A 25,066-nucleotide genomic window follows, 5' to 3' on the forward strand; every position below is an offset into this window, starting at 1 on the left:
GGTTGCATACGAGGAGATTCTTCGATTTCGCTCAGCATGACATGCGGGAAGATTGCTTCGGTCCGATGACGGGAAGATTGCTTTGTCGTGCCTCCTCGCAATGACGTATGGCTCATTATGACGGAAATATCTCGCGATGACAGGGAAAGTCTAACATCTATAATCTATTATCTAACATCTATCATCTATCATCTATCATCTAAAATCTACCCTAAAGCCACCCTTCCAGCAGCGCTTTTTTAACCACCTCCGTCATATTACTGCATTCCATTTTCCTTAATATATTCTTCCGATGCGTCCTCACAGTATGCTCACTAATAAAAAGTTGATCTGCGATCAATTTACTATCCATACCCTTTGCAATCAACTCCAACACCCGCATTTCACTTTTAGAAACAGCACTTTGAAAACAATCGCTATAATCGTTCTTATCGAAAAGGGAGATTTTCTTGGGGTGTTCCGGATCGGAACTATCAATAATATAATGGGAATACTGCCTACTCGGCTGAAGATCACTAATATCCGAATAGATATTAAGCATATATATCGGTTCCATATGTTCATTGAACAACACAGGAATACTTTGGGCCAAGACAAAAAGCTTCCGACCATCTTTGCAAATCAAATCCAAGGTACGATTAACCTTGATATAAGGTCTTTTCTCTGGCTCCTGTGCATACAAATATTTAAAATATTTGGTCCCTCCTCTTGTTGCCCTAATCGTATCCTTCAAATGATGAATACTCAACATCAAGGTATAGCCTCTTTTGATGACCTCCTCTTTGGTATAACCAGTAAACTGCTCGATAGGTCCACCAGCATCAATAACCGTTAGGGTACTGATATCAGCCAAGGAATAGAAATAGGTATCAAAAGCATGGAAAACCCTAAGGTAATTATTGAGATCGAATTCTTTCTTTCGCTGCAAAGCCTCCGCTTTTCCCAAGGATTTTTGCGAATACAGACTGAACTCCTGAAAGGATTGGGAAATTTTTCGGAACAGGAAATTATCGAGCTTCATGTCCTAAAATAAATTATTTTTATAAAAATTTCATATACCCAAATTGGGGTATTTTTCAAATTTTAATCCCCTATAAACAAGAATATTTAACAAATTTAGAATTATCCTAACTTATAAAACATGGATTTTGAGCAATGGTTAATTCATTGATATTTTTTATAATTTAGCTCTACCAAAGAATTAACTGACGTAGAATTTCTATTTATCCAATAACATGGAACGGAAAAAACATATACTTTCCGATGCTTGGGAAAATTTCGACCAGCATCTATCCGCCTCCAATGAAATCATGAATCACCCTGATCTGACCATGTTCCTGTCGGAAATTCTTTCTATTGGCCCTTACTATTATTATACATTTGATGTTCTTTCCGTCGAATTAAAACAGGTCCATCCCAATGTATTACGGATACATGGTTTTAAGGAAATTCCCACATCCTTAACCGAGATCATTGAGCTGATTCACCCGGATGATATCGAATTTGTGATCTTAGCAGAAAAACTGATCCTGAACAAATTATTGACCATCAACAATGGAGATTTCCTCCATAACAAAATGAGCTATTCCTTCCGGATGAGGGTGGCCGATGGCAGTTACCATCTTTTCCTACATCAAGCGGTCCATTTAGTGCTCGATGAGGAACAAAAAATCAAGATTGCCTTAAACATACACACCGATATTGAACACATCACCCAGCTCAATTCAGGATTAGTGCATATACAGAGCAACAATAAAATCAATAAGCACCTGCAGTTCGACCCTTACGAGGAAGAAGCACAGGTTCCAAAACCAAAACTCAGCCGACGGGAAATGCAGATTCTTCCGCTGATTGCCAAAGGCTCTTCCAGCAAACAGATTGCAGCGCAACTGTTTATTTCAGAAGATACCGTTCGGGTTCATCGTAAGAACATCCTCAAAAAAACAAATACCAACAGCAGCCATTTGCTCATTAAAAAATGCTTGGAATGGGGCATACTTTAATTTTTTAATGATCTATTTGCAAAATACCTCGATTGAGGTATTTTCTGGATATGCTTTTATTCCTAACATTGGATAAGCTACAGAAAGCAGCAAGAAAACCAACTAATTATTAATGATCATGGATGAAAATGAAAATAGATTGGCTTTAATTTGGGAGAAATTCCCGGAATTATTTGCTCATCGATCCAATGAAATTGATTCCGATACCATCATCAAGATGCTGTCGGAGATGTTGGTCATTGGCGATTACTATTATTATGTTCTTGAAATTGCCAATCAATCCCTTTCCCATGTCCATTCTAGCCTTTGCCAGTTGCATGGCTTAACAGAAAGCCCTACTCATATCCAAAATATCGTAGATATCATCCATCCCGATGATGTATCCTATGTGCTGAAAGCGGAGGAGGTCTGCAATCAAAAAATCACGAAACTGATCAGCAACAGCAACCAATACAAATCCTGTTATTGTTTTCGGATGAAAATGCAGGATGGGACCTACAAGCTATTCCATCATCAGGCCATTCCTGTGAGCATGGATGCAGATGGGAAGATCATTAGCGTGCTGAATATCCATACCAATATCGAACACATCAGTAAAAAGAACAGCTATGTGGCCCATGTGATCGGTCTGAATGGAATCGATGAATTTTACCAATTTGACCTGTCCAAGAAAATTGCACAGGAAAGAAAGCATAAAAACCCACTTACTATCCGCGAATTGGATATTTTAAATTACATTGCCAAAGGATATTCCAGTATTAAGATCGCCCAGCAATTGGGCATTTCTGATCAGACCGTCCGAGTACACCGTAAGAACATGCTCAAAAAGACCCAAACTTTCAACAGCAGTAGCTTAATCAAACATTGTGTCGAAATGGGTTGGCTGGTTTAATTGAACAAAGCCAATGCAATGATCAATGTGACCAAAATATTAAAAGTCTGTGCAATGATGAATGCATAAAAAGGCTTCTTGTTATCCTGTTTAAACAGATCCTTAAAATTGGTTTCCAAACCAATGGATGTAAAGGCTAGAGCAAACCATAATCCCTGTAAACTCTTCAAACTATCCTTGATCTGACTTGTCGTTTCTGCTGGAATCACAAAGGAAAACAAGAGCGAAACCGCAACAAATCCAACCACGAATTTTGGGAACCTATCCCAGATCAATCTTAACGTTGGCTTATCCTTCTTCGTTTCATCATCAACCGATTTGGAATAGGTCCAGTAAATACTGATGAAAAAAGCCGCGATACCCAATAATACGTTCTGGGAGAATTTTACGATCGTACTGATCTTTAAGGCTTCTTCGCCCACCAAAGATCCAGAGGCCACTACTGCCCCGGTCGTATCGATACTACCACCCAACCAGGCGCCTGTAACCTCTTGGGAGAGGTTCAGCCATTGCGCAATGTAAGGCATGAAGATCATCATCGGTATAGCCGTGATCAACACTAGGGAGATCACATAGGATAATTTCTTATTATCACCTTTGATGGCACCCGAAGTCGCAATAGCGGCCGATACCCCACAGATGGATACTGCACTGGACAGCATCAAGGACATTTCTTTATCAATTTTTAATTTGCGGCAAACCCAATAGGCAAAATACCATACGGAAACCACGACCAACAGGGCCTGAATCAGACCCAGCGATCCTGCCTTTAGGATATCGCCGAAAATCACGGTCGTACCAAGCAATACCAAACCGATCTTCACATATAGTTCCGTGCTCAAGGCATTTTTGAACCATTCCGGAAGCTTGAAGCAATTACTGATGATCAGACCGATGGCAAGACTGAAAATAACAGCCTCCAGGTTATATTCTTTGATGGTCGAATTACCTGCCAAAACCAAAGCCACAAGAGTGAGTACAAATACCGTTGGAAAGACGATCAATAAGGCCTTCAGGTTCTTCTTTAAGAGAATGGCTCCTAAAATGGCGACTGCATAGACCAACCCAAATTGGGAAGCCATGCTCAACAGGTTATTGCCGGAAAAAACCTTTTGGGTCAACTCCGAAGAATCCACCCAACTGAAACTTGGTTTTGGAACAACGATACCAAATAAGGCCAAGGCTATAATAGCAAAACCCAAGATAACAACTACCCAATCTTCCGAGAGTTCAAATGATTTTCTTTCCATGTATTCGTTTAAGTTGATTGATCAGCTAAATCGCTAATTGCGGGCTGAATATAGGGAAATTTAAATGTAAAGCCTCTTTGGCTGGTTAAAATTGTTGTTACAGGAACGGTCTCTAATAATAAACTCGCATCTACCCCTTTAAACCTCGCGCCAATCTTGGCCATGAAAACTGGCAAGGGCATACCGATTGGCATATGCGCGGCCTTTCTGATGGACTTCATAAATTCGGCATTGGAAACAGGATTTGGGCTACAGGCGTGGTAAACCTGATCTGCCTTTTCCAGATCGGCGACCCAAAGCAGCAATCGTTTAAAATCCTCATGATGTATCCAGGAAACCATTTGTTGTCCATCCCCTACCTTGCCGGCCAGACCGAATTTCGCTAATGGATACAACTCGGCAAACATGCCTGATCCCTGCATCAATACAGGACTTATCCGTAGGATCACCTTTTGGGTGTCTGGGGTCGATGTGTTTAAACATGCCGCTTCCCATTTCTTGGCCAATTCGGCCAGGAAATCATGACCAAAATCTGTACTGTTTTCATCTTGTAAGGTTTTTCTACCGTTGAAAATGGAAACACCGGAAGCATTGATCCATATTTTAGGGGGTTGCCACATGGTTCCGATCGCTTTTCCCAAAAGGGAGGTCGGAACTACTCGCGAGGAAAGCAACAAAGCTTTATTCTTTTCATTAAAAACCCTATTGATGGATAAGCCCGTGAGGTTAATAAGTACATCTGCTCCTTCTATCTTCTGTACCCAATCTGCAAGCTGCTCACCATCCCAGAGCACATAATGCAAGGCCGGATGGTCAGACTGATGCTCTTCTCGACTCAATAAGAATACCTCGTCGCCTCTTTCCAAAAATTCTTTTGTCAATATTTTTCCAAGGTTGCCGGTTCCACCAGCGATTACTATTTTCTTCATCGGGTTATTTTTATGTTAAAATGATCGGCCAAGGCAAATCTTGCGGCATGAAATCCGCACATACCATGTACTCCTCCTCCAGGTGGGGTGGATGCCGAGGCTATATACACTTTCGGATCCGAAGTTCGATAAGGCGTTAAGGATTTTGTCGGCCGGGTAAACAATTGTCGAAGGTCCATCACCCCACCGGAAATATCCCCACCAATATAATTGGGATTATAAGCTTCCATATCCGCCGTATTCATGACGGATCTCGCCATTATCGTATCCTTAAATCCTGGAGCAAAACGATCTACTTGATTTTCTATAGCAGAGGTCATATCCACTTCCGATCCAAGGGGAACATGGCAATATGCCCATCCTGTATGTTTTCCAACAGGCGCCCTGCCTGAATCGAACATGCTCTGTTGAGCGAACAAAACATAAGGCTTTTTGTTCAAGCGTCCATGCTGGGTGTCTGATTCCGACTGTGCAATCTCTTCAAAGCTATTTCCTAGGTGCACGGTTGCTGCCTGTTGACAGCGGGTATCCTGAAATGGCGTGGCTTCAGACAATGCCCAATCAATCTTAAATACCCCCATCCCATACCGAAAAGCTTCCAATTGTTTTTTATAATCGTTGGATAGTTTTAGGTTTTTCAACTTCAAGATCTGCTTAGGTGTCAGATCCAAAATACAGATCCGATGGGATGGCATGTCGGCCATATCCTTCACCCAAGTCTGCAGTTGGATCTCTCCTCCCAAGGCTTGGTAATAAGCAGCTAGGGCATCGGTAATGGCCTGAGAACCACCGATCGGAATTGGCCAGCCGAACCGATGTGCAACCGTCCCTAACATCATACCGATGGCTGCAGTTGCCGGTTGATCCAAAGGCTGCATGCCATGTGCAACGATTCCCGCCCAAAGAGATCGCGTCCTTTCGGATTGGAAACCATCAGCAATGAACTTTGCCGAACGTAATGCCTTCAATCCGAATCTACCCATCAAAAAAGGATGCTTGGGAAAGCGCAAAGGCCCCATGACATCTTCGGAAAGCTCCTCCCACCTGTCTATAAAGGGAGCATATAAACGTTTATATGGTTGGAAATCCGTTCCCAATTCCTTTTCCATAGCCTGCATATCCCTGTGCAATAGCACTGCTGGTTGGTTATCCAAAGGATGAGCAACCTCATATTCTGCATAGGTAAACCGCAGACCATAATCTGCCAAAGGAAGCTCCGAAAAAAAGGGCGAGGCCAGCGCCATGGGGTGGATGGCCGAGCAAACATCATGGTTAAAACCAGGTAAGGTCAATGCCTTGGTCCGCATACCACCCCCGTAGCTATCTGCACCTTCTATCAATAGCGTCTGCAGGCCAGCTTGTTGAAGTGTTATTGCTGCAGCAAAACCATTCGGTCCCGAACCTATAATTATCGCGTCGTATTTAGCCAAAATTTTCTCTTTCCTCTAATTTAACATATTAAAATTCGAATTGCCGTATTTTCAGAAAAACGGTCATAGTATTCATCTATTTATTTACTGGTCCCGCTCGTAATAAAAGAATAATGTAAGTGAGTTGTAAGTGACTTTTAGCACTTACAACTCACTTACAACTCACTTACACCCTACTTGCAGCACGAAGCTGCCAACATAAAAAAAGGCCAACCAATGGTTGACCTCAATTTTATATATCAGGATTTGAAATCCCTACGATTTACATTAATCTATTCACTTAATAATCCGATCAATTCTTTCTGGATTGCCTCGCCTTTATCCTCATTGTACCAACGTTGGATAAATTCCTTGATTTCTTCGAAAGGTTTTCCTTCGGCTTTCATCTGTTCAAAGATGCCTTGTAATACCGCAGGTCTTGGGCCCCAGATCACTTTATCATGCCCTACATCGTTACGGATAATCAATTTTGGGATGGATTTGCCGCCATTGGTCAGGTATTCATCGATCAGGTATGGTTCAGTATCTCTCAATTGGATATCCAAATCAATGAATTCATTGTCTTTCACAATCTGGTAGATCTGCGCTACGGAATGTGCCGCATCCCCACACCACGGTTCAGTGATAACGATCCAATGTTGTGGATCTTTAATTTGCTGAATACAGTTTTTCATTTCTTCAGAAGGTTCAAACTTTTTAAGCCATCTGGTCATCCTAGACCAGTTCAGCTTGGTGTAGTTCAGGTAATCTGCATCGTTGGAGTATGCTTCGTGATTTTCTGTGTTTGTTAAAATATCTTCGAAGTAACTCAGGTATTCGTCAAAATTCATGTTTGATTTCTATTTCCACAAAAGTAATCAATTAATGGATAATTCAGAAATGATGACAGAATGTCACATTCCAATGACAATAGCAGGAAATAATTACCGCGTTTCCGCTGACAAAACGAGAAAAAACCATTTGGCATAAGCGTTGTTGATAGAATATGAAATCGAAAAATTTAAAAAAGTAAATAGATAACAAAACAAGATATGTCAAAAATTATAGGAATCGACTTAGGAACTACCAACTCATGTGTAGCCGTAATGGAAGGTAATGAGCCGGTAGTAATTGCCAACAATGAAGGTAAACGCACTACGCCTTCAATCGTGGCATTCGTAGAAGGTGGTGAACGTAAGGTTGGGGATCCTGCAAAACGTCAAGCGATTACAAACCCGCACAAAACTGTTTATTCTATCAAACGTTTTATGGGTGTAACGTACGATGAGGCAAAAAACGAGATCGAACATGTTCCTTATAAGGTAGTAAAAGGCGACAACAATACTCCACGTGTGGAAATTGATGATCGTAAATATACACCACAAGAAATTTCAGCCATGATCCTTCAGAAAATGAAAAAAACGGCTGAGGATTATTTAGGTCAGGAAGTTTCTCGCGCGGTAATTACCGTTCCTGCATACTTTAACGATGCGCAACGTCAAGCAACGAAAGAAGCTGGTGAGATCGCAGGATTGAAAGTAGAGCGTATTATCAACGAGCCTACAGCTGCAGCATTGGCTTACGGTCTTGATAAAGCAGACAAAGACATGAAAATCGTGGTATTCGACTGTGGTGGTGGTACGCATGACGTTTCTGTTCTTGAATTAGGCGACGGCGTATTCGAAGTAAAATCTACCGATGGTGATACACACTTAGGTGGTGATGACTTTGACAACGCGATCATCAACTGGTTAGCCGCTGAATTTGCTGACGAGAACAATGGTTTCGACCTGAAAAAAGATGCAATGGCATTACAACGCTTGAAAGAAGCTGCTGAAAAAGCAAAAATCGAATTATCAAGCACTACTTCAACAGAGATTAATTTACCATATATCACTGCTGATGCAACAGGACCAAAACACTTAGTACGCAATTTATCACGTGCTAAATTTGAAAGCTTAGTAGGACCGCTTATCGAGCGTACTATCGAGCCTTGTCGTACAGCATTGAAAAACGCAGGTTATTCTACTTCAGATATCGATGAGGTAATCTTAGTAGGTGGATCGACCCGTATTCCAGCAATCGTAGAAGCTGTTAAAAAATTCTTCGGAAAAGATCCTTCAAAAGGTGTTAACCCAGATGAGGTAGTAGCTTTAGGTGCTGCAATCCAAGGTGGTGTATTAACCGGTGAAGTGAAAGATGTATTGCTATTGGATGTTACCCCACTTTCCTTAGGTATTGAAACCATGGGCGGTGTAATGACCAAATTGATCGAATCAAATACCACGATCCCTACTCGTAAATCGGAAGTATTCTCGACTGCATCTGACAACCAACCATCCGTAGAGATCCATGTATTGCAAGGTGAGCGACCAATGGCTGCACAGAACCGTACATTAGGACGTTTCCAATTGACAGACATCCCTCCTGCACCTCGTGGTATCCCGCAGATCGAAGTAGTATTCGACATCGATGCGAACGGTATCATCAAAGTATCGGCAATCGATAAAGCAACCGGTAAAGAGCAGAATATCCGTATCGAGGCATCTTCTGGTCTTTCGGATGAGGAAGTGAAGAAAATGAAGCAAGAAGCGGAAGCTAATGCGGAAGCAGATAAAAAAGTGAAAGAGGAAGTGGATAAGTTGAACTCTGCAGATGCATTGATCTTCTCAACCGAAAAACAATTGAAAGAGTATGGCGATAAAATCTCGGCAGATAAGAAAGCTCCAATTGAAGCAGGTTTAGAGAAATTGAAAACTGCTCATGCAGCGAAAAACTTCGCAGATATCGATTCAGCATCTGCTGAATTACAGGCCGCTTGGAATGCAGCATCTGAAGAGATGTACGCTGCTTCTAACCAAGGCGCTGGAGATCAACAAGCACAAGGCGATGCTGGTCAAGGTCAAGCTAATACTGGCGGAAACCAAGGCGGAGCGGATGATGTGCAGGATGTTGATTTTGAGGAAGTGAAATAATTTAAGCGATTTATTGATCCTTCGGGGTTTCATTAAATTATCCTTATCATATGAAAGGGAGTTTCCAAATGGAAACTCCCTTTTTTTTGTCTTTCTGAGCAGGGCTATGTCATCTTGAGCAGCACCATGTCATCCTGAGCAGCGTCGAAGGATGACATAGCCACATGATCACCGATAATGCCTCAAAATACCTTTATCAAATACTGTCCACACACCAGCAGGAAGTTTGGCTCTTTTGAGCGCATGATTAGACCAAGTATTGCAGGAATAAAACAGACTATACGCCCCTTTTGCCTCATAAAAGGCATCATCCATGCCGTATTGCGCATTGGTTTGGATGTAGATCGGCTCTCCCTGGGCATTCTTATCCAGACTCGCTAAGATAAAATCCGTTAAGGCTTGATACTGCTCTTGGCTGATCATTAATTTCCTGCAATCCGCCCCTAAGCTCATATTTCTATAATAAGTCACATGCAGGGCGGTTTCTCCAATTCCAAGCCCAGCTATCAAGGCGGTTTTTAAGGTTAGGTCCTTCCATTCCGGCGTATTCAAATAAAACCCTTTATCACCCCATCCAATAGCAATAAATCGATGATCTGCGGATTTTCCCTTGGTATGATCGATCGGAAAGACCTTGGCCCAATCCTGTTCCCCAACCTTAATGGGTAAGACCAGATCCGTATGTACACCATTGGACAATACATAAAATGGGATCTCCGCATTGGAGTCACTTGGATCCTGCTTATTCAGCGAAATACGTGACAGTACCGCATCGGCAGAAAAATAGATCAAGCCGAAAACCACCAATCCCAATAATACATAACCCAACCAGATCATTACTTTTTTCATTATGGTTTATATTTGAACCTCAATAATAAGAAAAACGGCTAAAGAAATCCTTATCAATTTCCTTAGCCGTTCCATATTTCTTTTAAATCTGCTCCTGCTTAGAACAATTTCTCCGGATAAACTTTATCTGCAATCAATTTAGAAATGCTCTCCTGAACGATCGGCTTATCTTCCACATACGTTACACCGAACCATTTTGAAGAGGTAGGGATCACTTTAAAGTCCGCCATACCATGCTTCACCATATAATCTGGGATAGATGGAATAAAGAATTCGGATTTAGGATTATCTCCATTCTCTTCCACAAATTTTGGGAACAGATCCATACATACCTCAAATACTTTAGGTGTGAATCCCCAAAAGTTCATGGAAACCCTGGCATCTGCAGGAAGTTCTGTCTGCACGCCATTCTCTTCATAAACGATCTTACGGTTCCCGTTATCATCCGTTACGTAATAGATATTCGTACGTTCGGTAACCGATTCCATATTTCCTTCTTCGTTGACTTCACAAACCCCTCTAGAAACATAGCCATAATCCGACATGGTATTACCCACTTCAAAGCCCATCAAGGACATGTGGGTATCGGAAACTTCGTTGGTCAGGAAATCCGCCATTTTCTGGAAGGCATCATAACCATAGAAGTCATCGGCATTGATCACACAGAAAGGGCCATCAACGACATCCTTAGCGCTCATAACCGCATGGGCAGTGCCCCAAGGTTTTGTACGTTCGATTTCCTTGTCAACACCAAATTTCTTCAGGTTGAAATCCTGGAAGGCATAATCCACTTCGATTTTCCCGGCGAATTTTGCATCAAATTTATCACGCATTACCTGCTCAAATTCTTGGCGGATAATAAAAACTACTTTACCAAATCCTGCACGAATAGCATCATAAATTGAATAGTCGATAATAGATTCTCCATGTGGACCAAATCCGTCAACTTGCTTTAATGATCCGTAGCGGCTTGCCATTCCTGCTGCTAATACTACCAAAGTAGGTTTTCCCATAATATAAATTTTTGTTTAGTATTCTTAATTTCTATGCGCAAATATACTATTTTACTGTTATCTCTTTTTAAACATTGCATTTAAGATGCCACTTGCCAGTTTCCCCAACAATTTCACCCCTTCCCGGGCCAATGTTCTGCTGGCTTGGTTTTGGGCAGCCTCCAAAGGCGATTGCCTGCGAGATCGGGAGGAACTACTGGTTTTAGAGGCTTTTTCGGCTTCTTTCTGTGCCTTTTCTGCTGCTTCCTGCGCCTCGAACTGTCCCATCTTTTCTTCCAGGATTTCGGAAGCCGTACGGCGCTCCACGCGTTCATGGTATTTACCATTGTACTCGGAATTGCGGACCAGTTCCTGGTATAGTGCCGGTTGACAAGGACCCATTACTGCCCTGGCAGGAACCAGATGCGTGGCTACCACTTCCGTTGGAATACCCTTATCATTTAATACCGTCACCAAGGCTTGTCCTGTTCCCAAGGAGGTCAATATTTTATCTATCTCATAAAACTCGGAGGTCGGATAGGTTTTCACCGTTTTCCGGAGGTTCTCCGCATCGTTAGGGGTAAATGCCCGTAAGGCGTGTTGAATCCTATTTCCCAATTGTCCCAAAACAGATTCCGGGATATCGGTTGCTGCCTGTGTACAGAAGAAAACCCCCACTCCTTTGGAACGGATCAAGCGAACAATCTGTTCAATCTGCGTTAAAAAGGCTTTGGATGCACCGTTGAACAACAAATGCGCCTCATCAAAGAAGAACACCAATTTTGGTTTATCCAGATCGCCAACTTCCGGCAGGTTCTTGAACAGTTGCGCCAAGAGACTCAACAAGAAGGTGGAGAACAACAAGGGTTGATCCTGGATATCCGAAATATTCAAAAGGGTGATGACGCCTTTCCCATCAATTTTTCCGAAAAGATCATTGATATCAAACTCCTTTTCCCCGAAGATATGTGCCAAACCTTGCTGTTCAATGGCTACAATTTTTCGAAGGATGGTACTGGCACTTGCCGAGCTGATCTTTCCGTAATCGCTTTTTATTTCCTCCGCTCCCGGACCTTCCGAAAGGTAGCTCAATAACCTTTTCAGATCCTGGAAATCGACGATTGGAAGTTGATTATCATCCGCATATTTAAAAATCGCGCTCAATACACCGGCTTGGGTATCGTTCAGATCCAGTATCCGAGATAATAGCACAGGACCAAAATCCTCTACCGTAACACGCATCGGAGCACCCAGATTGCCGCTCAAGGAAAAGAGTTCAATCGGAAAACTGACAGGTTCAAAGGGGATACCCACAGCATTTCCACGCTCGATCAGGGCGTCATTGGTTTTTCCCAGCTCTGCCAATCCCGAAAGATCGCCTTTTACATCGAGCATGAAGACCGGCACGCCGGCATCGGACAGCTGTTCGGCCATCAATTGCAGGGTCCTGGTCTTTCCGGTACCGGTTGCACCGGCGATCAAACCATGTCGGTTCATCATTTTCAAGGCCAGGTTAACCTTGGCATCCGTTACGATTTCGCCATTCAGGATTCCGGATCCCAATTGTATAAAAGCGCCCTTAGGACTATAAGAGGCTGTAATTTTCTGAATAAATTGTTCTTTCATGGTATTTTTGAACTAATACTGAACTATTTGTACCCGAAAATAGGAATTAAATAGGATTATACAATAATAGAATTTTGAGAGAAGTACATTAAGGAATTATTAAGAAATCAGATTAAAGGCAATCCTTTTGTAATTTTTTCATAATAAAATTTCAAAAAAGCTTTCTTTTTAAAATTAAATTTTATTTTTGTACTGTTTATGATTGCGAGCCGAAACTTATTTACAAAAGCGTACAGGATCTTAGCTGCCAAGCTATGTTTCTTTGTGTTCTTCACAAAGATGCTGATATCCATCACGCCGATGTTTGTAGATGTACTGGATAAAGGTACTGTTCTACAGGTGGTTATGCAATTAGAAATCGAGAATACGGCCAAAGGAGCCAATAGCAACAATGAAGATATCCATGAAACGGGTATCAAGGTATTCAAACCAGATTCCATTGATTTCCTAGCCTTTAATCCCACTATTGAAAGTACAGCGCAGATCAAGCATTACCTACGTAATGAAAAAAGTATCTGTGCCTTTCATCCATCCGTACCGACACCCCCTCCTAACTGTTAATTCATTTTTTTCCGATTATCAGGTTCTCTGACCGGCCATGCTGTGTCTTAATGGGACCATTGAGCTTATTCACTAAAAAAATTGAATTTAACAAATTGAACAAATTATGTTTGGTACACGTACGTCCGCTTTTCTAAAATTGTCGAAAAGGGACTTAAAATATGACTTTCCCGCAAGTATAGTAGTTTTTCTAGTCGCATTACCTTTATGTTTAGGAATCGCGATGACCTCCGGAGCGCCACTTTTTGCCGGTATCTTAACAGGAATTATAGGCGGCTTAGTGGTTGCTTCGGTTTCAGGCTCTCCTCTAAGTGTGAGTGGTCCTGCAGCCGGTCTGACGGTAATCGTCCTGGGCTCCATTGAAAAACTGGGTGCTTACGAAACTTTTATCCTAGCCGTTATGATCGCTGGGGTTATCCAATTGATCCTGGGGATCGTAAAAGCCGGTATGATCGGTAATTACTTCCCATCCTCAGTGATCCTGGGTATGTTGGCAGCGATCGGTATCACCATTATCCTAAAACAGATTCCATTGGCTTTCGGAATGACCGAGACGCATGCATTTGAACTGGATAACGGCGGTGGTATTGCAGCATTTACAGATACGATATTCTCCAGCATCAACTGGGGGGCTACGTTGATCTGTTTATTATCCCTGGCTGTGCTTATTTTCTGGCCGAATATTAAGAAATTGAACAAAGTCCCTGCTCCATTGATCGTGGTATTATTAGGTGTGGGATTGGGTTATGCTTTCCAAGGAACTTCCTTGGCCTTGAACCCGGATCACTTTGTATCTATCCCGGTGGTTTCTTCCATTGCGGAATTCAAAGGATTGTTCATCTTCCCAGATTTCACGCAGATCCTGAATAAAGAGGTATGGATTGTGGCCATCACCATTGCGATCATTGCGAGTTTAGAGACTTTATTGAGTATCGAGGCGGTAGATAAAATCGATCCATTGAAAAGAAATTCACCTACGAACAGGGAATTGGTTGCGCAGGGTATTGGTAACATGACTTCTGGATTTTTAGGTGGATTGCCTATGACATCAGTGATCGTTCGTTCTTCTGCGAATGCAAATGCGGGCGGTAGAACAAGACAATCGGCGATGTTGCATGCCGTTTGGTTATTATTGGCCTTATTGGCGATCCCGAGTATCATCAACCTTATTCCATTGGCAGGTTTGGCCGCTATCCTTTTACATACAGGATATAAATTGGCAAAACCAGCTTTATTCAAGCAGATGTTAGGTAAAGGATTGGACCAATTCATTCCATTCTTTGTAACGGTTGCAGCGGTTGTTTTTACTGATCTATTGACCGGTGTTGGGGTTGGTATTTTGGTTGCTACGTTCTATATCTTGAGGGCGAACATGCACAATGCTTACCAGTTCAACATCAAACCAACGGAGGTAGAGGATAATTCTGTTGCGGTGTTGACCTTGGCGGAGGAGGTAACCTTCCTTAACAAAGCGCCAATTCAGGAAAAACTGTACAACCTTCCAAAAAACGTGAAGAGTATTCTGATCGATGGGCATCGAAGTAAGTTTATTGATAAGGATGTCATAGACGTCATCAAGGATTTTGAGCAGAATGCGATAAGCAAAGGCTTGGAAATTGAGCTGAACGATGTAACTTACAAAAAGAGAAAGCGATCTAATAAGAGTCCTTTCAAGAAAAAAAAACATAAACTTCAAAAAGTAGTTTAAAAGAATAAAATAATTGCAGAAACTTGTATTGTTTCTTAATCGAACAACATATAAAAAATTAAAAAAATGAGCTTAAAAGAGTTAGAAATTGGTTTTAACAACATTATAGAAGGTAATAAAGACTGGATGGATTTCGTACAGAAAGACACAACAGGAAGATTTCAACAGTTAGCAAATGGACAAAACCCGGAGATTTTATGGATTGGTTGTGCGGATAGCCGTGTGCCAGCGAATGAATTGACAGGAAGAAAACCGGGCGAAGTGTTTGTACATCGTAATATTGCCAATATGTGTGTGCACTCGGATATGAGTATGTTAGCCGTTTTAGACTATGCTGTAAATGTATTGAAGGTAAAACATATCATCGTAGCTGGACACTATGGTTGTGGTGGAGTTGCCGCTTCTTTGAGTAGTCAGCAATATGGTATTATTGATAACTGGTTATGCCATATCAAGGATGTTTACCGCTTGCACGCTGAAGAGATTGATGCGATCGAGGATCAAACCGAAAAGACCAATAAATTGGTGGAATTGAATGTGAAGGAGCAGGTATTGAATCTTTGCAGTACGTCCATTGTGCAGAACTCCTGGAAAAATGGCGCTGATCTAGCGATCCATGGAATGGTGATCAATATCGGTACTGGTCAATTGATTGATTTGGATACTACTTTTACCAGCAATGAATCGCTGGGTAAGGTGTTTAAGTATATGTAGGTTTTTAGATGATAGATGATAGATATTAGATGATAGACTTTGGCATGGTCTATTATCTAATGTCTATAATCTATTGTCTATATTCAATAAAGACATCACGCCGTCATTGCGAGGAACGAAGCAATCTTAACCCATGTCATGTTGAGCGAAGTCGAACCATCTGTTCGTGTACCAATGCACAGATCCTTCGACTACGCTCAGGATGACAAAAAAGAAAGATTGCTTCGTCGTACCTCCTCGCAATGACGGCGTTCTTTCAATAGAAATGTTCTTTCAATGAAAAAGTTCTTACGATGAAAAGGTTGTTACGATGACAGGGTCTATAATCTATCGTCTATTATCTATAATCTACTTAACAAAGCTTCCATCCAAATTAATTGCTTTCGCGAAAGCGGTAGAATACAGATCGGCCATTACAGCAAAATGATCTCTAGTTATTTTACTATCCAGATCAAACTCGCCTTCAAACTTCCGCCTACTTTTCCAATCTTTCTCCACTTGTCTTTCTACCTCATCTCCTTTAAAGGATACAAACTTGATCAAGCTGAATAAATCCCGCCAGGTCATATCCTCTTCCTTATAATTATCCAAGAACCATAGCTGGCTCCGGGTATAGATATCATTCAATACATCCTTTACATCTCCAAACTTCACAAAATCATCCCCTTTGAACATATACTTATCCCCTTCCACCTTTCCGAGAAAAAATCCCGATAAATAACTCTTCTGAATAGATCCATAATGCACATCCGTAGTCTTAACATCCTGGTAAGGGTTCAATCTAGCCGAAAAACCTAACAACTCCGCCTGCAATTTCCGAATATCAATGGATTTTGTATCGGTCTTAAAGAAAGCTACGTATCCAGCTGTAGCCCCCAAAGCCTGCCCATAAGCTGCTCTAAAAGCAATATTTTCTGGATCCGCATCCAATTCCCGCAAGAAACCAATATCAAAAAGATTCTCCTTTTCAAAGGTCAATAGATCTTTCAGCAATAAGACATACACCTCTTCCTTCAACTCTCCCACCGCCAATGTGGTCCTACTTGCTGCCAAACTCACTTCCTTCGCCTTCTGCAAACTGCTGGACAACCCCTCCTTCTTTGTCCCTTCAGCCTTTTTGAATAGCAATCCATCCTTGCTGGCATCTACCACAGAAAGCACCTGTATGCTCTGCCGATTGGCAAGTTGGATCTGCCATTCCCTTCTCTTCTTCTCCACATTCAGGATCTGCTGATCCCTAACAATGGTCAGATTGGGCAATTCCCTCAACATTTTCTCGATTGCATTCCTCGCCAATCGGGGATTGAAATCGGCTTTCACGGCCATCGCCAAAGAATCACTCTTGGTTTTGCTCATGCCCATCTCCATCAACAGATTCATCCAGATGCCCGCATCCAGATTCTCATTTTTAACCATCTTCAAGGTTTGGGATGTGATCTCCGGGGCAATCTGCTCTTGATCCAACACCCATATCGTGGGTACACTCGATCGCGCCGCCTGCACAGCAGCAGTCAAGGCCGTAATATCCGAACCATAGACCAACATCTTCGGTTTCTCCCTTTTTTGGGCCATTAATGCAACAGGAAATATAATCAGGGTAAGTAGTAATAATCTCAAATTCATAATTGTTTAAATATACATCGAAAATACGTAAAATAGCGTTAAGTATTCGTTAATGGGATAACCAATATATCGTTGAAATACCTAACTTTGCTACATGATAGAAGAAGAAAAATCCTTGAATTTTATTGAAGAGATTATTGAAGAAGATCTTCGTAATGGGAAGAATGACGGGCGTGTTTTGACCCGTTTCCCGCCGGAACCAAACGGCTATCTTCATATTGGACATGCTAAGTCGATCTGTCTGAACTTTGCTTTGGCACAGAAGTACAATGGTAAAACAAATCTTCGTTTTGATGACACCAATCCGGTAACGGAAGATGTGGAATACGTAGAGAGCATCAAAAAAGATATTCAATGGCTTGGTTTCCAATGGGCTGAGGAATTATATACTTCTGATTATTTTGACACCTTGTACCAATATGCCGTTGATCTCATCAAAAATGGACTGGCCTATGTGGATGATAGTACAGCAGAGGAAATTGCGGCTGCAAAGGGTACTCCTACCGAACCAGGAACCCCTACGCCATACCGTAGTAGAAGTGTAGAAGAAAACCTGACGCTTTTTGAAGAAATGCGTGAAGGAAAATATAAAGATGGCGAGAAGGTATTACGCGCGAAGATAGATTTGGCAAGCCCGAACATGCACATGCGTGATCCGATCATTTACCGCATCAAGCATGCCCACCACCACCGTACCGGTGATAAATGGTGTGTATATCCGATGTATGATTTTGCACATGGTCAATCGGACTCCATCGAAAAAATCACCCATTCCGTTTGTACCTTGGAATTTATCCCTCACCGTCCGTTATACGATTGGTTGATCGATAGATTGGAAATATTCCCTTCCAAACAATATGAATTTGCGCGTTTGAACCTGACGTATACCGTGATGAGCAAACGTAAATTGTTGCAATTGGTGAATGAGAAATTCGTGGAAAGTTGGGATGATCCACGCATGCCTACGATCTCTGGTCTTCGCAGACGTGGTTATACCCCGGAAAGTATCCGTAATTTCTGCGAACGCATCGGTATCCAAAAGCGGGAAAACATGATCGATGTGAGTTTATTGGAATTCTGCATCCGCGAGGATTTGAATAAAACGGCCTGGAGAAGGATGGCTGTCCTTGATCCGATCAAATTGATCATCAGTAATTATCCGGAAGGTCAGGTCGAAGAACTTCATGGCGAGAACAACCCGGAAGTAGAAGGTGGCGAAGGCAGTAGAACGATCCCTTTCTCCAAAGAACTTTGGATCGAAAGAGAGGACTTTATGGAGGATGCGCCTAAGAAATTCTTCCGTTTAGGACCTGGATTATCCGTGCGTTTAAAGCATGGATATATTGTAACCTGTACCGGATTTAACAAAGATGAAAACGGGAATATCACAGAGGTAATCTGTGAATATCATCCGAATTCAAAATCAGGTGAAGACACTTCAGGAATGAAAGTAAAGGGAACTATACATTGGGTATCGGTCGCTCATGCGAAAGAAGCCGAGGTAAGACTTTACGATCGCTTGTTCCAGGACATCAATCCTGCCGCTGCTGAGGATTTCAAGGCATCCATTAATCCGGATAGTTTGCAGATTATTGAAAAAGCATACATTGAACCTGATTTAGCTAATGCAGAACCTGGTAAAGGATATCAGTTCATCAGATTGGGCTATTTTACCTTGGACAATAGGATCAGTACGCCAGAAAAACCAGTATTCAATAGAACCGTTGGGTTAAAAGACTCATGGGCTAAAGAGGTGAAAAAAGGTTAATAGATCTGCGTTCAAGAAAAGTTTTAATATTTTATCTCAAAATAAAATCCTCTTCAATTACATGAAGAGGATTTTTTTATAGAGAAATAGGGCTGGCATTAGAACATTACATCCAGGCCGAATTATATTTATCTCCCATTCGTTTAACCTCTGCTAATAATGACTCATCTTTGGCTGAGCCTAATATTCCTTCGTAATTCTTTAAAGCTGCAAGACCCAATTGAATCATATAGCCATCGGCACCTCCTAACGATCGCTTACTGATCAGCAATTGTTCATTCAACAATTCATCGATGGTCTGTAGGTTTCTTTTAGCCAGGCTATTCGCTTTCTCCAGCTCTTTAGTTTTGTACAAGGTATCCACCACCGTACCATTCAGGTAGGATAAGCGCATTGAACGGTTTACTTTTGGTTGGAAATCATAGGCTTTTAAGGCTAGATTTCTCGCATGCTCAAAGTTCTCCTGTTGCATGAGCTGGGCTATCCCTTGTTGGTACACATTGGAAAACACCCAATTCTCGTAAAACTTGTTCGAATCCGTATCGAAGTGGTCCAACGTGGAGATATCACTCCATTTGAATTTCTCCATCACATTGCTATACAGTTTTTCTGTATTGACCAAGGAGGTGTCATCTGCCGGCTGCCCAACCTCTACAGGCATCAATTTCAACAGCATCCCTTCGTTCGCCAAATACTTATCCATCCCCATAAAGATGGAATTGGGGCTCATGGTCGTGAAATAGATCGGACGCTCCCAGTTGTTCTCATTTAGGATAGACATGATGGCCAGTTCCGCCCTCGAAACGTAATTCTGTTTATAATCCCATTCCATGTATTCTGGAATGTAGCCTTCCCAAGATTTCGGAACGACCGAATTGGCCAGTACTGCTTCCTTATTGATCTTCAATCTCAATTTTTGGCTGGGTAGGATATTTTCAAAGGTACCGTCCTGTAATTGCACTTTGTTAGCCTGGTCATCAGAAAGCATAATGGCCAACATCTGGTCCAGATCCACGTGACCTTCGATTCCCATATCTAACACCCTTATGTAATCGCGGACTCCTTTCTTAACCTTATCAAAACCAAATCCTACAGGGATAGCCTTGGATTGGTTGATGTCCTGCATCGCCTGTTTTACATACCAATCCGATTGCAGGTACCCATGATTCAAGACCCTAACATCTGTTCGCACGCCTTCCACCTCCTGTAAATACCATAAAGGGAAGGTGTCGTTATCAGAATAAGTAAACAATATGGCGTTCGGCTCGCAGGATTGCAAGGCATTATAAGCCATCTCTTTGGTCATCATCCGGACTGAACGGTCATGGTCATCCCAATTTTGGGAAACCAATAAGATTGGTCCCAAGAACATACATAGCCCTGCTGTAGCAACGGTCAATTGCCTTGCTGGCAGTTTTACGCGTTGCTGTATAAATTCAAGGATGGCCAAGAAACCTAGGCCGATCCAAATCGAGAACACATAAAATGATCCGGCATAAGCATAATCCCTTTCCCGAGGTTGTAATGGCGATTGATTTAAATATAGAACTATCGCTAACCCAGTGAAAAAGAAGAGAAGACCTACAATAGCCGCATCCCTTTTACTTTTTTTCAATTGCCATAACAAACCTACCACCCCTAGTACTAATGGAAGGAAGAAATAGGTGTTCCTGCTGGGATCCTGTTTAAAATACTCACTTAAATGAGCCTGTCCGGGAATTCGGAGATCATCGAGAAAGGAAATGCCTGAAATCCAATTTCCTGCATGGAATTCCCCCTGGCTTGGCTGATCATTTTGTCTTCCGACAAAATTCCACATGAAATAGCGGGAATACATATGACCAATCTGATACTGGAAGAAAAACTTCATATTATCAGCAAAGGTCGGACTTTTCCCTTCCCTTAATCCCAGATATGATCGATAGAATGCTTCATGATCTTTATGATATATTCTCGGGAACAACACTTCCTTATCATATTCATAGGAATTTCTACCCCCAATTTTTGTGTAAGTCTTAGCATCCTTTCTGTAGTTGCTCCCCTCTTCTTTGACACCAATTATTCGAGAATCAAAATTAGGACCTTTGAATAAAGGTTCCGATTGGTACTGCTCCCTGCTCAAATAGCCCAAAAAGGAGAATACATTATCAGGCGCATTATTGTTCAAGCTGATGTTGGTATGCGAACGTACCATCAATAATCCGTAGGAGCCGAAGCCCAAGTAGATAAAACCCAAGGAAAGCAAAGCCAAATTCAGGATGGGCTTAGATTTTTTAATCGAATAATATATTCCAAATACCAATCCGCCCGTTAATAGGGCGACAAAGAAGTAAATTCCGCTGCCAAATGGCATACCCAAGCCATTCACAAAAAACAGATCAAACTGGGCTGCAATCTTTACAGAATATTGGATCACACCCCAAAGGATCAAAGCCAGCACCAATACTCCCCAACCTAATGTTTTTAGGATTCCCGACCATTTGACCTGTGGGGTCTTCCTGAAATAAATCAGCAGCGCAATGGCAGGTATAGTCAATAAATTCAGCAAGTGTACCCCTATACTTAATCCCATCACATAGGCCAGAACCAACAACCATTTATTGGCATCCGGTTCATCTGCCCTTCTTTCCCATTTCAAGGCCAACCAGAATACGACGGCCGTACAAAGGGATGACATGGCATACACCTCGGATTCCACGGCAGAGTACCAAAAACTATCCGTAAAGCTATAGGCTAAAGCTCCAATCAATCCTGCAGAAAAGATCTTTAGCTGATGGTCTTGGCTTACTTCTTCATAGCCACGAACCAATACTTTACGTGCAATGGCAGTGATCGTCCAGAATAGGAAAACAATTGTCAATCCACTACAGACCGCAGAACCTACATTCATCCAGAAAGCAATTTTTTCCGTATCCCCAAAAGCCAAATTGGAAAACAGGTTTTGAAGCATTAAGAATAAGGGAGCGCCTGGTTGATGTACAATTTCTAATTTATAGGCCGAGGCGATAAACTCGCCTGTATCCCACCAGCTGGAAGAATGTTCCGTTGTGAGAATGTATACCGTCGTTGCAATGATTCCACAGAGCCATCCTAGCAGGTTGTTGATCTTCGAGTAATTCATAATTATGGGCGTTAGTTAATTCAATCTAATGTAATAAGAATATAAAAATGAAATCACCTATTAACATAATTTAACAGCTAACCTGAAGAAATAAACAGCGAATCAATAAGTTTAGGAATAGAATAGATGCTACATGTTATCAGGAATAGATGATACATCGAACAAAGGCATAAATGTTAAAATATGTTAAATTACAAATGTAAATTATCCGTAGAAACGCATAAATCCTGGGACAATAAACTTGGTTACCGGGTTGCTATAAAAAACCATAAGGAGAACAATAAGCTGAAATACAACTATTTAAAGTTAACAATATTAACAAAAACTAATGAAAATAAGTTAAGAAACAGCATTAAACCTTTAAACACCTTAACCAGTCATAAAATTAAATAACATTTGTGGAAATAATAAACAATATTCTTAACTTTAAATTCTAATAAATCACATAGAGTGACCATTAATAAACGTAAAATGAAAAAATTATTATCAATCGCATTTGCAGCTGCTTTGACAGTGGGTGTGGCATCTGCACAAGAAACTAAACCAGCAGAGCGTGATTACTTTATTGCTAAAAATGTAACGGAATCTATTGTCAAGTCATTGACTGAAAAATTAGCTTTGACAAAACCTCAGCAGGATTCCATTGCTAAGCATGTGTTAATTTCAGCAAAACAAGAAACTGATATTCTTGAGGCACAAGGCGTTGCGATTAAAACAAAAAGAGAACAACAAGAGGCAAATCTTAAAGCTAGAACAGCTAAAGTGAAAACCTTCTTAACAAAAGAGCAGCTTGATAAATGGGCTAAAATTAGTAAAGAAGAGGAAGAAGAAGAAAATTAAGATTTAAGTCTTTAAAAATAAATGCCGATTGCATCCAATCGGCATTTATTTTTAAACCAGTTTTTCTACTATCTTTTTTGTCGGACCAGGATTACTCATGGTATAGAAATGCAGTACCGGAGCACCAAATTCGATCAGCTCCTTACATTGCTGCACCAGCCACTCTTCACCAACCTGCCTCACTTCGGCATTGGTTTTACAAGCATCCACCGCATCACTTAAATCCTCAGGGATATCCAAATGGAAGATCCTCGGCAGGGTGATCAATTGATTCTTCGTCGTCAAAGGTTTCAAACCGGGAATGATCGGCACATGGATATCATGCTCCCTACATTTCGTTACGAATTCTTTATATTTTTCGACATTAAAGAACATTTGGGTCACAATAAACTCAGCACCCATTTCCACTTTCTTTTTCAGCCACTTAAAATCTGTATTGAAGTTTGGTGCTTCAAAATGCTTTTCCGGATAACCGGCCACTCCTATACAGAAATCAGTTTTTTCGGAACTCCCAATATCTTCATGCAGGTATTGCCCGCGATTCATATCAGCTACCTGCTCCAACAGGTCGATGGCATAGGCATGTCCTTCTGGTGTAGGAATAAAATCAGAGTCGCCCTTACGCGCATCTCCACGTAACACCAATACATTATCGATCCCTAAAAAGTTAAGATCGATCAAGGCATTTTCTGTCTCTTCCTTCGTGAAACCACCACAGATCAGATGCGGAACCGCATCCACTTTATATTTACTCATGATTGCAGCACAGATGGCCACCGTGCCGGGACGTTTTCTATACGACACCCGTTCCAATAAACCGTTGGAATGTTGCTTATAGAGATAATCTTCCCGGTGGTAAGTAACATCAATAAACGGAGGTTTGAATTCCATCAATTCGTCCATGGTCTTGAAAATACTCTGTATCCCCTGTCCTTTTGCTGGCGGAAGCAATTCAAAGGAATACAAGGTCTTGCCATTCGCATTTTTAATGTGATCTACAATCTTCATATACTAAAATTAATGCTTAGAGAAAACACAGCGAGTACTGGTTCATCAGCTTATCTTTCCTGGTTAAAGGTAGAATGTAGCACCTTGACAAGTGTCAGGTTGCTAAGGCTTCAGCGGGTCTAGTCCCTCTGCCTTTCTCTATAAGCACCGCTAATATCGGTTTAAAATCTGAAAAGTAAAAATTATTTTAATGTTCCTGTACCTGTTAGGGTTTCCAGAACAATTATAGTTTTCTGTACAGATCGATCAGTCCTTCTGGAAGTTTCACTACGATCACTTCTTCTTCCGGATCCATACCAACGATCAGATCATCGTTCAATGGAAACAGCACCTCTTGTCCATCCATATCCACCGTGGCAATAAACTGCTGCGGCATTTCCTGCACATCCAAGATCTCTCCCAGCTCCCCATCCTTCTCATCGATCACCACATAGCCGATCAAATCGGAATATCGGAAATCATCCGGATCTCTTTCCGGCATTTTATCGTTAGGGAGATAGATCTTCTTACGCACCAGCGGTTGGGCCTTATCGATATGGTCCACATCCTCAAACCAAGCGTAGGCTGTACTGTTATTGTGCAACTTGACCTGATCCACGAAATAAGGAACCAACTTCTTATCAATTTCTACAAAGATGACATCCAGATCCAGGTCGGCATAATCCTCAAACTCAAAAAACAATTGGACCTCCCCTTTCAGACCGCGGGTCTTACTGATATATCCGATGTAAAAACATTGATCGATGTTCATTTTTTTTTCAATTAAGCCACAAAAATACAAAAAAAGCCGATCTAAAG

20 protein-coding genes and 1 riboswitch are annotated in these 25,066 nt (G+C 41.5%); of the genes, 8 read left to right on the forward strand and 12 right to left on the reverse strand.

The window, feature by feature from the left end; all coding sequences use genetic code 11:
* Positions 1 to 211: 211 nt before the first annotated feature.
* Positions 212 to 1,021 (reverse strand): LuxR C-terminal-related transcriptional regulator, encoded by an 810-nt coding sequence (locus VJ786_RS03690; protein ID WP_336557271.1) that lies wholly within the window; start codon positions 1,019 to 1,021, stop codon positions 212 to 214.
* 214 nt (positions 1,022 to 1,235) lie between these two features.
* Between VJ786_RS03690 and VJ786_RS03695 the strand changes: the two genes are divergently transcribed.
* Together VJ786_RS03695 and VJ786_RS03700 are read left to right on the forward strand one after the other, a co-directional pair.
* Positions 1,236 to 2,003 carry a LuxR C-terminal-related transcriptional regulator gene (locus VJ786_RS03695; protein WP_336557272.1) on the forward strand — a complete coding sequence of 256 codons (768 nt, stop codon included), beginning with the start codon at positions 1,236 to 1,238 and terminating at the stop codon, positions 2,001 to 2,003.
* Positions 2,004 to 2,121: 118 nt separating this feature from the next.
* On the forward strand, positions 2,122 to 2,895 hold the full coding sequence (locus VJ786_RS03700; RefSeq protein ID WP_167554324.1) for a LuxR C-terminal-related transcriptional regulator: 774 nt from the start codon (positions 2,122 to 2,124) through the stop codon (positions 2,893 to 2,895).
* On the opposite strand, the gene VJ786_RS03705 is transcribed toward VJ786_RS03700, so the two are convergent.
* From VJ786_RS03705 to VJ786_RS03720, 4 genes are all read right to left on the reverse strand, one after another.
* The gene (locus tag VJ786_RS03705; RefSeq protein ID WP_336557273.1) at positions 2,892 to 4,145 is read right to left on the reverse strand and encodes a YeiH family protein; all 1,254 of its coding nucleotides are present in this window, start codon (positions 4,143 to 4,145) and stop codon (positions 2,892 to 2,894) included. The two genes, VJ786_RS03700 and VJ786_RS03705, sit on opposite strands and share 4 nt — an antisense overlap.
* An 8-nt stretch (positions 4,146 to 4,153) precedes the next feature.
* Complete coding sequence (locus tag VJ786_RS03710; RefSeq protein ID WP_336557274.1) at positions 4,154 to 5,074, reverse strand: TIGR01777 family oxidoreductase; 921 nt, start codon at positions 5,072 to 5,074, stop codon at positions 4,154 to 4,156.
* Positions 5,071 to 6,504, reverse strand: coding sequence for a phytoene desaturase family protein (locus VJ786_RS03715; protein WP_336557275.1), 1,434 nt, complete (start codon positions 6,502 to 6,504; stop codon positions 5,071 to 5,073). Before VJ786_RS03715 ends, VJ786_RS03710 begins: the two co-directional genes overlap by 4 nt.
* A gap of 272 nt (positions 6,505 to 6,776) precedes the next feature.
* Complete coding sequence (locus VJ786_RS03720; protein ID WP_336557276.1) at positions 6,777 to 7,334, reverse strand: thioredoxin family protein; 558 nt, start codon at positions 7,332 to 7,334, stop codon at positions 6,777 to 6,779.
* 201 nt (positions 7,335 to 7,535) lie between these two features.
* On the opposite strand from VJ786_RS03720, the gene dnaK reads away from it, so the two are divergent.
* The gene (gene dnaK, locus VJ786_RS03725) at positions 7,536 to 9,458 is read left to right on the forward strand and encodes a molecular chaperone DnaK (protein WP_336557277.1); all 1,923 of its coding nucleotides are present in this window, start codon (positions 7,536 to 7,538) and stop codon (positions 9,456 to 9,458) included.
* A gap of 168 nt (positions 9,459 to 9,626) precedes the next feature.
* On the opposite strand, the gene VJ786_RS03730 is transcribed toward dnaK, so the two are convergent.
* The 3 genes from VJ786_RS03730 to VJ786_RS03740 form a co-directional block, all read right to left on the reverse strand.
* Positions 9,627 to 10,307, reverse strand: a complete 681-nt coding sequence (locus tag VJ786_RS03730) for a TIGR02117 family protein (RefSeq protein WP_336557278.1) — start codon at positions 10,305 to 10,307, stop codon at positions 9,627 to 9,629.
* Positions 10,308 to 10,405: 98 nt separating this feature from the next.
* On the reverse strand, positions 10,406 to 11,320 hold the full coding sequence (locus VJ786_RS03735; RefSeq protein ID WP_336557279.1) for a sugar phosphate nucleotidyltransferase: 915 nt from the start codon (positions 11,318 to 11,320) through the stop codon (positions 10,406 to 10,408).
* Positions 11,321 to 11,377: 57 nt separating this feature from the next.
* Positions 11,378 to 12,925, reverse strand: a complete 1,548-nt coding sequence (locus tag VJ786_RS03740) for a helicase HerA-like domain-containing protein (protein WP_336557280.1) — start codon at positions 12,923 to 12,925, stop codon at positions 11,378 to 11,380.
* 198 nt (positions 12,926 to 13,123) lie between these two features.
* Here VJ786_RS03740 and VJ786_RS03745 point away from each other — a divergent pair, with 198 nt between their 5' ends.
* The 3 genes from VJ786_RS03745 (at position 13,124) to VJ786_RS03755 (ending at position 15,908) form a co-directional block, all read left to right on the forward strand.
* Positions 13,124 to 13,486 carry a hypothetical protein gene (locus tag VJ786_RS03745; protein WP_245153231.1) on the forward strand — a complete coding sequence of 121 codons (363 nt, stop codon included), beginning with the start codon at positions 13,124 to 13,126 and terminating at the stop codon, positions 13,484 to 13,486.
* 106 nt (positions 13,487 to 13,592) lie between these two features.
* Complete coding sequence (locus tag VJ786_RS03750; RefSeq protein WP_336557281.1) at positions 13,593 to 15,194, forward strand: SulP family inorganic anion transporter; 1,602 nt, start codon at positions 13,593 to 13,595, stop codon at positions 15,192 to 15,194.
* A gap of 66 nt (positions 15,195 to 15,260) precedes the next feature.
* The gene (locus VJ786_RS03755) at positions 15,261 to 15,908 is read left to right on the forward strand and encodes a carbonic anhydrase (RefSeq protein WP_099366808.1); all 648 of its coding nucleotides are present in this window, start codon (positions 15,261 to 15,263) and stop codon (positions 15,906 to 15,908) included.
* Between the two features lie 348 nt (positions 15,909 to 16,256).
* Here the strand turns inward: VJ786_RS03755 and VJ786_RS03760 are convergent, their stop codons facing one another.
* The gene (locus tag VJ786_RS03760; RefSeq protein ID WP_336557282.1) at positions 16,257 to 17,531 is read right to left on the reverse strand and encodes an FAD-dependent oxidoreductase; all 1,275 of its coding nucleotides are present in this window, start codon (positions 17,529 to 17,531) and stop codon (positions 16,257 to 16,259) included.
* 94 nt (positions 17,532 to 17,625) lie between these two features.
* On the opposite strand from VJ786_RS03760, the gene VJ786_RS03765 reads away from it, so the two are divergent.
* Entirely contained in the window at positions 17,626 to 19,299 is a 1,674-nt protein-coding gene (locus VJ786_RS03765; protein ID WP_336557283.1) for a glutamine--tRNA ligase/YqeY domain fusion protein, read from the forward strand.
* A 106-nt stretch (positions 19,300 to 19,405) separates the two neighbouring features.
* Here VJ786_RS03765 and VJ786_RS03770 read toward each other — a convergent pair whose 3' ends face one another.
* Complete coding sequence (locus VJ786_RS03770; RefSeq protein ID WP_336557284.1) at positions 19,406 to 22,420, reverse strand: glycosyltransferase family 117 protein; 3,015 nt, start codon at positions 22,418 to 22,420, stop codon at positions 19,406 to 19,408.
* 471 nt (positions 22,421 to 22,891) lie between these two features.
* Between VJ786_RS03770 and VJ786_RS03775 the strand changes: the two genes are divergently transcribed.
* Complete coding sequence (locus tag VJ786_RS03775) at positions 22,892 to 23,260, forward strand: hypothetical protein (protein WP_134777997.1); 369 nt, start codon at positions 22,892 to 22,894, stop codon at positions 23,258 to 23,260.
* A 51-nt stretch (positions 23,261 to 23,311) separates the two neighbouring features.
* Here VJ786_RS03775 and metF read toward each other — a convergent pair whose 3' ends face one another.
* Together metF and rimM are read right to left on the reverse strand one after the other, a co-directional pair.
* On the reverse strand, positions 23,312 to 24,268 hold the full coding sequence (metF, locus tag VJ786_RS03780) for a methylenetetrahydrofolate reductase [NAD(P)H] (RefSeq protein ID WP_099367258.1): 957 nt from the start codon (positions 24,266 to 24,268) through the stop codon (positions 23,312 to 23,314).
* Between the two features lie 47 nt (positions 24,269 to 24,315).
* Positions 24,316 to 24,415, reverse strand: a riboswitch (SAM riboswitch).
* 76 nt (positions 24,416 to 24,491) lie between these two features.
* On the reverse strand, positions 24,492 to 25,019 hold the full coding sequence (gene rimM / locus VJ786_RS03785; RefSeq protein ID WP_134777998.1) for a ribosome maturation factor RimM: 528 nt from the start codon (positions 25,017 to 25,019) through the stop codon (positions 24,492 to 24,494).
* Between the last annotated feature and the right edge of the window lie 47 nt (positions 25,020 to 25,066).

Origin of the sequence: Sphingobacterium tenebrionis, from assembly GCF_037126265.1 — a bacterium.
Taxonomy (GTDB): Bacteria; Bacteroidota; Bacteroidia; order Sphingobacteriales; family Sphingobacteriaceae; genus Sphingobacterium; species Sphingobacterium tenebrionis.